This window comes from Mycobacterium sp. D16Q13, assembly GCF_002013375.1.
Taxonomy (GTDB): Bacteria; Actinomycetota; Actinomycetes; order Mycobacteriales; family Mycobacteriaceae; genus Mycobacterium.
Map to the genome: position 1 here is coordinate 70,247 of NZ_MAEW01000001.1, position 12,572 is coordinate 82,818.

A 12,572-nucleotide genomic window follows, 5' to 3' on the forward strand; every position below is an offset into this window, starting at 1 on the left:
GAAATCCCCCGAGGGCGCATCCGGCGCACCATGCCCCTGGCCGGTGGCCGCGCGTATTTCCGAGGAGTTGGACTATCGGCACGAGGCCACCAACATTCAGATCTTCGCGGAGCTATACCGGGACCATCCGTTCATCCGGATACCCGAGGTGATCCCGGAAGCTTCCGGCAATCGGATACTCACCATGACGTACCTGGACGGATTGGACTGGACGGCGGCCCAGCTGGCCGATCAGGACCTCAAAAATGTTTGGGTGGAGACGATCTGGCGCTTCAGCACCGGGTCATTTCGGCATGCCAATCTGTTTCATGCCGATCCACATCCGGGCAACTATCGATTCGGCATGGACGGGTCGGTCGGCTTCGTCGATTTCGGCTGCATCAAGGTGGTGCCCGAGATCTTGCGCTATCGGCTCGTGCAGATGATTCGCGCGGCCGCCGAGGAACGCCGGGGAGATTTGCGTCAGCTCATGGTCGACGCCGGCTACTTCGCGATCGATTCGCCGCTGTCCGAACAGGACATTTTCGAATGGCTCGGGGCGACCGTGCAAGACATCCGCGCCGCTCAACCCGTGACATTCACGCGTGAAGTGTCCAACAGTGGCACCCGATCCCTGCTCAATTTCCAAACGCTGCATCAGATGTCGATCCCCAGCGACCTGATTTTCCTGGCCCGGATCAATCTGAACATCAGCGCCCTGTCGGCAACGCTGAACGGGACCGCGCACACCCGCGCGCTACTCGACGATCTCGACGGTGTCGCCGAACCTGTTTCCCCACTAGGTAAACAGCATGTCGCATGGGTCCGTGACCGCGGCCTGCCCTTCGGATTGGATCATCATGACCACTGCTAAGCCCATCGCACCGCGGATCCCCTGGGATTCAAGGGATCCCTACCTCTACTACGAGAGTCTCCGGGCCCGTGGTGACGTGGTATGGGACGAGAACGCCGGCACCTGGGTGGTTCTCGGCTATCACTCGGCCCGCGAGGTGCTGGGCGGCACCGGCTGGTCGAGTGATCCACTCGCCAGCCCCCAGATGCGCGCGGCAGCCCCCGAGTACCTCGATCTGTCGAGCTTCGGCAGAAACATGCTCTTTGCCGATGAACCAGACCACACCGAGCTCCGGGGTGCGGTCCGCGACGTGTTTACCCCCGGATTCATTGCCGGCCTACGCGACGGCGTGGAGTCCATCACCGCTCATGTCATCGAGTACCACTTGGCAGGAGAATCTTTCGATTTCATGACCGATATCGCCCTGCCGCTGCCGATCGCCATCATCGGTGAATGGCTTGGCCTGGATGACTCGTCGTCCGCCGTCCTTCGCGAGGAATCGCCGATCATCATTCAGATGCTGGGCGCCTTCGCCGACGTCGAGACCGTCATGGCCGGCACGGCGGCCGGGGCCACCCTCGCTACCGAGCTGCTACCCCTGGCCGCGGATCGGCGAGCCCATCCCGGTGACGACCTACTCAGCCTGATCGCATCCGATACCGACCTGTCTTTGGAAGACGTCGTCACCATGACATTCATGATCGCGATAGCCGGTCATGAGACGACGGCTAATCTCTTGGGGGCAAGCATGCTTCGGCTGCTCACCGCGCGCGCCGACGGAACCCGGCTTGCCGATCACGTCGACCCCGATGACCCCGCAGTCATCACCGAACTACTGCGACTCGACGGCCCGGTACAGGGCACCGCGCGCGTAGCGACCCGGGACCATAGCCTCGCCGGGAACACGATCCTGGAGGGCCAGACTGTACTCATCGCGATCGCGGCCGCAAACCGCGATCCGCAGGTGTTCACCAATCCCGCCGAATTCCGGCTAGACCGCAAGAACACCCCACCGCTGGCCTTCGGATACGGGGCGCATCACTGCTTGGGCTCAGCGCTGGCCAGGCTGGAGGCCGCGGTGGCCATTCGCGAGATCCTGGCACGCCGGCCGATGATCATCGGTCCTGTCAGCTGGCGAGATACACCCGCCATCCGCGGACCACTCAGCATTCCCATGCGGTTCCATATCTAAGCACCGCAGCGCGATATTTCGCGGGTGTACCGAAAGGTATGGGCATATTGTGGTGAAATGCTCGTCAAAGCGGTCCGCAGCGGGTTGTAGGCCAGCGTGCTGCAACTCATGTTCACCTCGAATGACCTTGCTTTGACGCGGTTTTTGCCGATGCCCGCCCCTTTGTTAGAGATGAAGTTCGCGGCACGAGCGCTGCGGCACGGTATTCGTACACCGTGGGGCGAGCGGTGGCGTTGTCACGCACTGGCGGCATTCCCCATATCGGCCGCACCGGGACGGGCACTGGTGAGCCACTTTTCGTGGTCATTGTCCCCCACGGTGCTGGGCGACAATTTCGATGAGGGCATGCAGTCTGTCCAGGAATTGACTCGGCAACAAGCGCATGCGGAATTGGCTGTCTTCGGGCGCGGCCCCACCGAAGGCACCGGTGCGCCGCACTATCTCCGGCACGCCATCGCAGGCAATCGCGAGGCCAACGTGGCGTTGGGGCGCACGACAAGAAGCGCCTACAGGGCGGTGCTGGAACCCTACTGGCCCAATATCCAGGCGAATCATCAGATTGAACTAGTCAGGCAGGGGCGCATGATGGCGCGCCACGGCGTGCGGGCCGCTCTCAGCAAAATCATCCCCGGCGCACGATGGAATGGCGATTGCCTGGAGATCGACAGTCCACAGCGCCACACCATCGCCTTACGCGGCCGTGGCCTCGTGCTGACACCAAGCGTCTTCTGGGCGGGGCCGCCGCTAGTCGGTGAGCTTGGCGACCGCCCGGTGGTCCTGGCATACCCAGCACCAATCGATCTCACCATGGGTATCGGCACCGAATCTGACTCGCTCGCAACGATACTCGGGGCGACCCGAGCGGCAGTATTGCGCGTGCTGAGTCAGGAGCACACCACCGGTGACATCGCCCGCAATCTCGGTATCAGCCCGGCCTCAGCCTCCGAGCACACGTCGGCATTGCGGCAGGCACGGTTGGTACACAGCCGCCGCGATGGCAAAGCAGTCATTCACTGGGCCACCGCTTTGGGCCTGGACCTGATCGGGGCGAACCGCCGGTAGCTGGTGCACCACCGGCGGAGATTGCAATGCAGCAGCCACTTCCATAACAGTTGCGCCCATTACTGTTGACAACTGACGTTGTTAACGTCTCCAATAAGAGGAAGCGAACCGCTCCCTGGGAGGCAACGATGCCAAGCACAGCTACACACGCCACGACACCATCCTCGGCGGGTATGCCGCCTCGAGGTGATGCCAAAGCCCGGATTTGGCGGCGCGGTGACGGGCCAACCCCCGCCGGTCAACGCACCGGCCCCGACGGACACCCGGATTACGGTTACTTCGGCCCCGACTCGGTGACCTGGAAGGTCTTTCTGCATCCCTCCGTGGCACCGATGATCGTCCTGGTGACGGCGCTCCTGGAGGGCAGTCATGAGGGATTACAGGCCGTCGAGATCAACCACGATCCGGTGTTCACCAAGAGCAAGCGCAACCAGGTCGACTTCGATGACACCGTCAAACGCATTCAGCGCACGGCCGGAGTGCCGATACCGATCATCTTCGGCGACACCGCGAGCGCCGATGCCCTGGCCGCGCACCTGCGTCACTACCACCGCAACATGAAGGGTGTCATTCCCGGCACCGACCGGCCCTACGACGCGCAGGGGCCGGCACTGGTGCTCTTCGCGCACGTGACGATCATGCATGCGGCGCTACGTATCTACGAGAACACACCCGCACCGGGGCGACTTATCCCCCGGCGCCTCCCCAAAGCCGAACGCGACCAATTCTTTTCAGAGGTTAAGACGTTCGCCGAGCTCATGGGAGCCGACCCGGACACCGTGCCGGTGACCTCCGAGGAGGTGGAGGCCTACTACGACTCCATCGAATCCGAGTACCGGATGGTGAAAGGATTTGTGCCCGGTGGCATGCGATTCGCCCTGTCGGTGATCAGAAACGCGCGCGGCTTCGGCGGACTGACTGCGGCGGCGGTCGCCGCGATTACCCTCGTCACCGCCGTGCCTTCTGTTGCCGTGGTGCCGCCAAAGGTGCGGCGTCATTTGGGAATTCCCCGGATCGCGGACCCGGTACTGGCGGTGCTCCTGCGACTTGCGCAGCCTGCCTTTGTGCCCTTCACACTCGAGCCGCTGGCGCGCGAGATCTCGAGACTCTTCATCGGTGATGACGGTATTACGTTGGGAGAGAACGCCCGCGAGCTTACGGAGCGGTCCGCCTAGGGCGTCACACTCGCAGTGCGGTGAACGGTGCGATCGGAATCAGCCTGATGGCGAACCAGGCCACGAACACCACCACGACGATCGTCGGCACCCATCCGCGCAGCCACGGCGGATTCCAGCCGGAGTCTCCTCGCCAGCGGCTACGCGTCCATGCGACAAAGCACACCGTGAGGAATCCCAGGGCCACCAGCGCAACCGCGTTGTAGTGCAACGCACCGAGTACATCGCCGTGCATCACCGAATAGACCATGCGCAAACCGCCACACGCGGGACAGTCGAGACCGGTCAGTGCCTTGAAAGGGCACACCGGGAGTACTCCCCCTGGCGTTGTCGGGTCACCGAACCAGATTGCAGCGCATCCCGCTGCCGTCACGCCCGCCACTGCGGCGGGGGCGACCAGTCGGGAGGCGACGGTGGACGGACGGGAGGTGGTCATCGAGTTCCAGTATCCACCTGACTAAAGGCGACGTCTCAACTTGCAGAGCTGTGGCCGGTAGCCACCGCCGTAAACACGGGGCGCGATCCACCGCAACACCAATGAGCTGACTCCCGGCACGCGCTGGGACCAAACGGAGTTCTGCCCTACTACTGCGGGTGATCTACTGCGGTGTCTGCGGCAGGCCCGCGTACAAGCTAAAAGGCGGCAAGGGACGGCAAGACCGGTACCCCGTTGCGCCTCAGCACAATACAAGGTCACGTGTGGCAATGGAACAGTCGTAATCGCCGACGCTGACGAGGTTTGCGATATAGGTACGTCCTCATCTCGATTAAGAACAGGAGGGATGCGTTGTCGGTCCGGCTGACCTGCGAAAATGCGATGAATTAAGAGGACACGAAGGTAGCGGTCCAGCACCCCGCAGCTACTTCGGGTCGCCGAGGCTCCATCGCACGTACGCCTTGCCCGGCTCGCAGTCGGGAATGACACTCACTGAACGGTGGGCTGTCTGGTCGGTGTCGAGATACTGGATCTCGTCGCCGGTCACCCACTTGACAAGCCGCACACCGGAGCGGAACGCGGCAATGCAGGCTGACGGATACTCGTATTCCGTCTTGTTGACGAATTCTGAGAGCTGCTTTCCGGGGTAGTACTTATCCACGTAGCTGCGCCATTGATCGTTGGGTATGAGGAACTCGACACGATATGGATCGAGGTACCCGCCAAGAGGTTTAGCGGATTCCGGGACCTCGATTTTGAGGGCTGCCACCGGACTGTTGTCCTTGTCTGTAATCCCTGGACCGCAAGCGGCTGGCAAGAGCGCGCACACGCTCGCTGCGTAAGAAAAAAGTCGGCGGATGGTCATGGCCAAGTGCTCCGTTGCGGGCTTGACGTGCCGAACGTCTCGAAGTTCTGTGCCCAGCCTGCGCGGTGCAGGTTGTTCAGATCCGACGGTTGCGGCCACGGATTCTTGTTTGTGGTCTCGAAATTGAAGTAGTCGTAGATGCTGGTTTGCGTTGACACATCATAGGTTCCGTTGCCATTGGGCACTGCCACACCGCTGGTCTGGTAACTAAACGAGCCCAGCGCGGCGAACCAATCTGTGTTCTTTGACCAGTCGGGCCGGGCACGGTTTCCGTCCACCGATCCGTAGCCACTCTGGAAAGCGACCGGTCCCTCGTATCCTCGCGGCATCGCCTGCATTGCCGAATCCAAGTTGGTCCGCGCCATCGCTGTGGAGTCCTGCTTGAACCACGACATGTCATGAAGCATGTTGTCCACCGGAACGGTTGCAGGCTTACCGGAACCATCGAGGAAGTGCTGGAGAAGATCGGGGGCGTACTGCTGTCCAGTTGCACGGGCGCCACCCACGAGACCTTCGGCCCATGCCCGCGTTGCCTGCAATCCCGCCTTGTCGAGGAATCCCGGTTTGTCGATGCCGTACTGATCCGGCCCCGAACCATCCTTGTTTGCGTTGTCTTTCGAGAACGTTGGTGGCGTCGGGTGATCGGGTATCTGCGGCACAAATGGACGATCCGAATCCTTGTCGCCTCGAAGCGCGTTCGTCGCTTGCCAGTCGTACTGCTGTCCTGCCACGTCGGCGGTTGCCAGTAATGCACGCAATGCATGTTCTAGCCCGCTACGCGTTGCTTCAGCGTTGTCTTGGGCGTCCTTGGTGGTGAGCGTTTTTGCATATTCTGGGGTCAAGGTGACGCCGCCATCGTCAGCGAATGAGTAGACCCCTCGGTAGTTCGGGTTGTCGACCGTTTCAAGGATCTTGTCGCGGAGCAGTCCCATCTGCTGGGCGCCTTTATCGAGAACGGCAGCGGCATTGTTCCACCGCTGCTTGCGCTGAAAGAACTCTTCTCCGTGGTCTTTTACCTTGACCGCGTAACTGTCTCGGGCTTCGCCATCCCAGTTGGTCGATACACCTTCCATGCCGTTGATCACCGTCAACGCATGCTCATCGAGTTGAGAAGCCCCGTTACGCAAGCCTGTAGCGGTGTCGGTCAGATCGCTGAGGCGCCAGCTGCGGACCTGTGAAATCTTCACAGTTGCTTGCCGGTGTCATCGAGACGCGACGCATTACGCGACTCGGTACGTCGGAACTCTTCGGCAGCGTGTTTCAGCTCGTCTACCAACCCATCCAGACGCCGCGCATGGTTGGTCACATGCTCTTGCTGCTCGAATGCGTGCTCACGAAGGCCCGACATGAGGGCAGTACCCTCACAGGCCCCGGCTCCTTGCAAGAGAACTGAATCCATCCGCAGAGCGGCCAGCTTGTCGCTGACGTGCCACACCGTCTTAGCGAAACCATCAACGTCATCGGGATCGACACTCAGACCCATTGAACCTCCCCGGCAGTCAAGCAGTGTTAGCTAGCAATCCTAGCCGCGCGAGCGGCCGAAGTAGCAGGCCGTAGGGGTACCCGATGACGCCGGAGTAACACTGGGCAATTGGATACTCGATGGACCCCATTCCCATCGGTCGCCAACATCCCGTAAAACGCAAAGGCCCCCGTCACTCCGTAGAGTGCGGGGGCCTTGCGTTCAGATAAACAAAAACTAGGCGGTTTCGGTGATCGGCCGATCCACCCAGCTCATGAGGTCGCGCAGCTTCTTGCCGGTGACCTCGATCGGGTGCTCGGCGTTCTCCTTGCGCAGGCCCTCAAGTTCCTTGTTGCCGCCCTCGACGTTGGCGACGAGGCGCTTGACGAAGGTGCCGTCCTGGATGTCCTTGAGGATGTCCTTCATCCGCTGCTTGGTGCCCGCGTCGATAACGCGCGGACCCGACAGGTAGCCACCGAACTCCGCGGTGTCGGACACCGAGTAGTTCATGCGCGCGATGCCGCCCTCGTACATGAGGTCGACGATCAGCTTGAGCTCGTGCAGCACCTCGAAGTACGCCATTTCGGGGGCGTATCCGGCCTCGACCATGACGTCGAATCCGGTCTTGACCAATTCCTCGGTGCCACCGCAGAGCACGGCCTGCTCACCGAACAGGTCGGTCTCGGTCTCTTCCTTGAAGTCGGTCTTGATGACGCCGGCGCGGGTGCCGCCGATGCCCTTGGCATACGACAGCGCGAGGGCCTGGCCCTCACCCTTGGGGTCCTGGTGCACGGCGATAAGCGCGGGAACACCCTTGCCATCGACGAACTGACGACGCACCAGGTGGCCGGGGCCCTTCGGGGCGACCATGGCAACGGTGACGTTGGCCGGGGGCTTGATCAGACCGAAGTGGATGTTCAGGCCGTGACCGAAGAACAGCGCGTCGCCGTCCTTGAGATGCGGCTCAATCTCATTCGTGAAGATCTGGGCCTGCGCGGTGTCGGGCGCCAGGATCATGATGACGTCGGCCCACTTGGCGACGGCTTCGGGGGTATCGACCTCGAGGCCCTGCTCGGTGACCTTCTCGCGCGACTTGGAGTCCTCGCGCAGACCGACCTTCACCTGGACGCCGGAGTCGCGCAGGCTCAGCGAGTGCGCGTGTCCCTGGCTGCCGTACCCGATGACGCCGACCTTGCGGCCCTGAATCAGGGTGAGGTCCGCATCATCGTCGTAGAACATCTCAACTGCCACAGTGCTTTTCCCTTCTTACTTCTTCTTCTGACGTCTTTATGACTGCTACTTCGCGGCGGCGATGGACCGCGGGCCACGCGACAGCGCGACCACGCCGGATTGCACGATCTCCCGAATACCGTACGGGTCGAGCATCCGCAGCAGAGCATCCAGCTTGGACTGGGTGCCCGTCGCCTCGATGGTCACCGACTCCGGCGACACATCCACGACCTTGGCGCGGAACAGGTTCACCACCTCGATGACCTGCGCGCGCACCGTCGCATCGGCCCGCACCTTGACGAGCATCAGCTCGCGGGCGACCGAATTCTCCTCGTCCTGTTCGACGATCTTGATCACGTTGATGAGCTTGTTGAGCTGCTTGGTGACCTGCTCGAGCGGAAAATCGTCGACGGTGACGACGATTGTCATACGCGAAATACCTTTGAGTTCGGTCGGGCCCACCGCCAGCGACGCGATGTTGAATCCGCGCCGCGAGAACAACGCCGAAACACGGGCGAGCACACCGGGACGGTCCTCGACCAGAACGCTCAGGGTGTGGGTGCTGGTCATCGTGACCCTTCCTGCTCCGCAGTTTCATCATCATCGAACAGCGGCCGGATGCCCCGGGCCGCCTGGATCTCGTCATTACTGGTGCCGGCCGCGACCATCGGCCACACCTGGGCGTCGGCACCGACGATGAAGTCGATGACCACCGGGCGATCATTGATGGCCCGCGCCTCTTCGATCACCTTGGCCACGTCCTCTTCACGCTCGCAACGCAATCCGACGCAACCGAGCGCCTCAGCCAGCTTCACGAAGTCCGGGATGCGACGCGAGTGTGTCGCCAGGTCGGTCTGCGAGTAGCGCTGGTCGTAGAACAGGGTCTGCCACTGCCGCACCATGCCCAGGTTGCCGTTGTTGATGAGCGCCACCTTGATGGGCACACCCTCGATGGCACAGGTGGCCAACTCCTGGTTGGTCATCTGGAAGCAGCCGTCACCATCGATCGCCCACACCTCGGCCTCGGGCCGCGCCATCTTGGCGCCCATGGCTGCGGGCACCGCGAAGCCCATCGTGCCCAGGCCACCGGAGTTGAGCCAGGTGCGCGGGTTCTCGTACTTGATGAACTGTGCGGCCCACATCTGGTGCTGCCCAACGCCTGCCACGTAGACCGCGTCGGGTCCGGCGATCTTGCCCAGGGTTTCGATGACGAACTCCGGGCCCAGGCTGCCATCGTGTTGTGCGTCGTAGCCCAGCGGGTAGGTCGCGCGGATACCCGACAGGTACTCCCACCACTCGGACAGATCGGTGGTCGCACCGGTCGCGTGATCATTCCGGATAGCCTCGGTCAGCTCGGCGATGACGTTCTTCACGTCCCCGACAATCGGCACATCGGCGTGGCGGTTCTTACCGATCTCGGCGGGGTCGATATCGGCGTGAATCACCTTGGCATCCGGCGCGAACGAGTCCAGCTGCCCGGTGACGCGGTCATCGAAACGCGCGCCCAGGGTGATCAGCAGATCACTGCGCTGCAGTGCTGCCACCGCGCCGACGGTGCCGTGCATCCCGGGCATACCCATGTGCAGCTCGTGGCTGTCGGGGAATGCACCGCGCGCCATAAGGGTGGTGACGACGGGGATGCCGGTCAATTCGGCCAATTCCTTGAGTTCCGGTGCCGCGTCCGCGCGGATGACACCGCCACCGACGTACAGCACCGGACGCTTGGCGGCGGCGATGAGCCGGACCGCCTCACGGACCTGCTTGCCATGCGGCTTGGTGACGGGCTTGTAGCCGGGCAGGTAGATCTGCGGCGGCCAGCTGAAGGTCGTCTGCGCCTGCAGGATGTCCTTGGGGATATCCACCAGGACCGCACCGGGTCGACCGCTCTGGGCGATGTAGAAGGCCTCGGCGATGATCCGTGGGATGTCCTCGGCGTTGTTCACCAGGAAGTTGTGCTTGGTGATCGGCATGGTGATGCCGGAGATATCGGCTTCCTGGAAGGCGTCGGTGCCGATGAGGCCCCGTCCCACCTGCCCGGTGATCGCGACCACGGGGATCGAGTCCATCTGCGCATCGGCCAACGGGGTGACCAAGTTGGTGGCACCCGGGCCGGAGGTGGCCATCATGACGCCGACCTTGCCGCTGGCATGTGCGTACCCACTGGCGGCGTGCCCGCCACCCTGCTCGTGCCGCACCAGGACATGCCGGACCTTGACCGAGTCGTACAGCGGGTCGTACACGGGCAGCACCGCACCACCGGGAATGCCGAAGATGACCTCGACGCCAAGCTCCTCAAGCGACCGCACTACCGACTGCGCGCCGGTGACGCGCTGGGGTGCGACGGTGTTCGATTCCGGAGCCGGCCCCGGGGCCGAAGCCGGCTTGGGCTTTGCAGGTGCGCTCATGGTGGTCTGTCCTCTTGTTGTGTCCGTACTGAAAACCTATGGCAACAAAAAACCCCCGCCAGCTGTCTGCTGTACGAGGGTTGCGCGTCGAGTGTGCGCGAGTTGCCTTGGACTCGGGCTACGCGTCGACGCGCATACCGATTACTACGAGCAAGGCGGGGTTGTTCACACCGCGTACGGTAGTCGTTTCTGGAGGTCCGAGTCAAATCCCTGCTAGGAGCGGCTTCGCCGAGCGTGAAGCCACCGCGAGTTCGGGGCCCGAATTCTCGCCATGACGTAGCTGTCGGCGACAATGGGTAGATGACCGAGGAGAAACGCACAGTGATCAGGACGTCGCCGATGGCGCATTTCATGTCCGGGTTTCTGGCGCTCGGCATCCTGACATTCGTCCTATATCTCCCGGTCCTCGCGCCCCTGCTGGTCATCCCCGCCGCCTTCTCCTATGCGGTCTTTCGGTACCAGACCGCGGTCGACACCCAGTCGGTGCAGGTACGAACACTGACGGCTACTCGCAAGCTGCCCTGGACTCAGGTCAAGGGGATCGGATTCGACAAGCACGCCTGGGCACGGGCCGAGCTGGTCGACGGCACCCTGCGCCTGCCGGCAGTCACCTTCTCGACGCTGCCCATCCTGTCCGCGGCCAGTAACGGCCGGGTGCCGAATCCCTATCAGGGGCTCGAGCGGGGCTAGGCGACCGCGCGCTCCTGCATGCCCCACGGCGCGCCGAAGGTATTGAGCCGATCCAGGAACGGCAGGCTGTCGAAGGCCTCCGGCCCCAGCACACCCGTGCCGCTCCACGCGCCCTCGGCGAGCAGCTCCAGGGCCACGACCGGGTTCACGGCCGTCTGCCACACCACACATTGCGCGCCGTCGCGGGCCATCGTCCATTCGTTGTCGACGACGTGGTGCAGATAGACCTCGCGTGGCTTGCCGTCCTTGCCGGTACCGGTCACCCACAGACCCGCACACGTGGCCCCACGCATCAGGTGCCCCAGCCCGGCCGGATCCGGTAGGCACGCCGCCACCACATCGCGAGGGCTGACGGCAGCATCGCCGCCCTGCGCGTGCACGCTCACCGGGTCGGTGCTGTCCAGCCCGACCAGACGCAGCGTGCGCAGCACATTGATGAACTCGGCACCGAGGCCGTACTTGAACGTCACCCGCCGGGCATTTACCCAGCGCGGCATGAGCACCACTTCCTCGTGCTCGACGTTGACGCATTCGACGGGGCCGATGCCTCCCGGGAAGTCGAAGACCTCCGGTTCGCTGAAGGGCTCGGTGGTGAAGAACCCTCTATGGCGTTCCCAGATCAAGGGGGGATTGAGGCACTCCTCGATGGTCGTCCAGATGGAGAACGACGGAGCGAACCGGTGCCCCTGGACCTCCAGGTTGGAGCCGTCCCGGGTGCCCAGCTCGTCGATCTCGGAGAACAGATGGTCGGCGGCATACCGCGCGAACACATCACTGAGGCCCGGCTCCACGCCGATGCCCACCAGCGCCAACAACCCCTCGGACTCCCACTTTTCGGACATGGCGAACTGTTCGTCACCGAGCATCACCCCGGGCAGCTCGTAGGGCTTGTCCGGATGGCGATGCGACAGGCTCATCGCCATATCGAGGTAGGTGACCCCCGCCGCGAAACATCCCCCGAAGACGCTCATGACGAATCGAGGATCAACCGCGTTGAGCGCATGGGTGATTCGATGCTCGCGGCACAGCGCCGCGACATCCTCGGCCGAGGAGGCATCGATGCGGGCCGCCGTGAACCGTGGATCGCCGAGACGGTCCACCACCGCCTGCGCCCGCGCCATGTCGTAGTCCGCGATCACCAGCGCCTCGAAGAACTCTCGACGGGCCGCGATGAACGCGGCCGCGCTGCCCACTCCCCCGGCACCCACGATGAGGACTCTCAT

12 protein-coding genes and 2 pseudogenes are annotated in these 12,572 nt (G+C 63.1%); 6 read left to right on the forward strand and 8 right to left on the reverse strand.

Annotated elements, in window-relative coordinates:
• Positions 1–43 precede the first annotated feature (43 nt).
• The 4 genes and pseudogenes from B4400_RS00350 to B4400_RS00365 all read left to right on the forward strand — a co-directional run.
• Positions 44–853 (forward strand): annotated as a pseudogene (locus B4400_RS00350) (AarF/UbiB family protein); the annotation flags it as partial.
• 802 nt (positions 854–1,655) lie between these two features.
• Positions 1,656–2,024 (forward strand): cytochrome P450, encoded by a 369-nt coding sequence (locus B4400_RS25110; protein WP_502688367.1) that lies wholly within the window; start codon positions 1,656–1,658, stop codon positions 2,022–2,024.
• 96 nt (positions 2,025–2,120) lie between these two features.
• Positions 2,121–3,086: an ArsR/SmtB family transcription factor gene (locus B4400_RS00360; protein ID WP_078308918.1), complete on the forward strand. Its 966-nt coding sequence runs from the start codon at positions 2,121–2,123 to the stop codon at positions 3,084–3,086.
• Between the two features lie 128 nt (positions 3,087–3,214).
• Positions 3,215–4,261, forward strand: a complete 1,047-nt coding sequence (locus B4400_RS00365; protein WP_078308917.1) for an oxygenase MpaB family protein — start codon at positions 3,215–3,217, stop codon at positions 4,259–4,261.
• Between the two features lie 4 nt (positions 4,262–4,265).
• On the opposite strand, the gene B4400_RS00370 is transcribed toward B4400_RS00365, so the two are convergent.
• Positions 4,266–4,697 carry a DUF2752 domain-containing protein gene (locus B4400_RS00370; protein WP_078308916.1) on the reverse strand — a complete coding sequence of 144 codons (432 nt, stop codon included), beginning with the start codon at positions 4,695–4,697 and terminating at the stop codon, positions 4,266–4,268.
• Between the two features lie 128 nt (positions 4,698–4,825).
• Here B4400_RS00370 and B4400_RS24775 point away from each other — a divergent pair.
• Positions 4,826–5,001, forward strand: a pseudogene (locus B4400_RS24775) (recombinase zinc ribbon domain-containing protein); the annotation flags it as partial.
• 120 nt (positions 5,002–5,121) lie between these two features.
• On the opposite strand, the gene B4400_RS00375 reads toward B4400_RS24775, so the two are convergent.
• From B4400_RS00375 to B4400_RS00400, 6 genes are all read right to left on the reverse strand, one after another.
• A complete protein-coding gene (locus tag B4400_RS00375) occupies positions 5,122–5,466 on the reverse strand; it encodes a hypothetical protein (RefSeq protein ID WP_286151095.1) in 345 nt (114 codons plus the stop codon).
• A gap of 92 nt (positions 5,467–5,558) precedes the next feature.
• The gene (locus B4400_RS00380; protein WP_078308914.1) at positions 5,559–6,749 is read right to left on the reverse strand and encodes a hypothetical protein; all 1,191 of its coding nucleotides are present in this window, start codon (positions 6,747–6,749) and stop codon (positions 5,559–5,561) included.
• The gene (locus tag B4400_RS00385) at positions 6,746–7,045 is read right to left on the reverse strand and encodes a WXG100 family type VII secretion target (protein WP_078308913.1); all 300 of its coding nucleotides are present in this window, start codon (positions 7,043–7,045) and stop codon (positions 6,746–6,748) included. Before B4400_RS00385 ends, B4400_RS00380 begins: the two co-directional genes overlap by 4 nt.
• A 216-nt stretch (positions 7,046–7,261) precedes the next feature.
• Complete coding sequence (gene ilvC / locus B4400_RS00390; RefSeq protein ID WP_170914906.1) at positions 7,262–8,263, reverse strand: ketol-acid reductoisomerase; 1,002 nt, start codon at positions 8,261–8,263, stop codon at positions 7,262–7,264.
• Between the two features lie 57 nt (positions 8,264–8,320).
• The gene (gene ilvN, locus B4400_RS00395; protein ID WP_078287463.1) at positions 8,321–8,824 is read right to left on the reverse strand and encodes an acetolactate synthase small subunit; all 504 of its coding nucleotides are present in this window, start codon (positions 8,822–8,824) and stop codon (positions 8,321–8,323) included.
• Complete coding sequence (locus tag B4400_RS00400) at positions 8,821–10,659, reverse strand: acetolactate synthase large subunit (protein ID WP_078308912.1); 1,839 nt, start codon at positions 10,657–10,659, stop codon at positions 8,821–8,823. Before B4400_RS00400 ends, ilvN begins: the two co-directional genes overlap by 4 nt.
• A 300-nt stretch (positions 10,660–10,959) precedes the next feature.
• On the opposite strand from B4400_RS00400, the gene B4400_RS00405 reads away from it, so the two are divergent.
• Positions 10,960–11,349, forward strand: a complete 390-nt coding sequence (locus B4400_RS00405) for a PH domain-containing protein (protein WP_078355990.1) — start codon at positions 10,960–10,962, stop codon at positions 11,347–11,349.
• On the opposite strand, the gene B4400_RS00410 is transcribed toward B4400_RS00405, so the two are convergent.
• Entirely contained in the window at positions 11,346–12,572 is a 1,227-nt protein-coding gene (locus B4400_RS00410; protein WP_078308910.1) for a saccharopine dehydrogenase family protein, read from the reverse strand. The two genes, B4400_RS00405 and B4400_RS00410, sit on opposite strands and share 4 nt — an antisense overlap.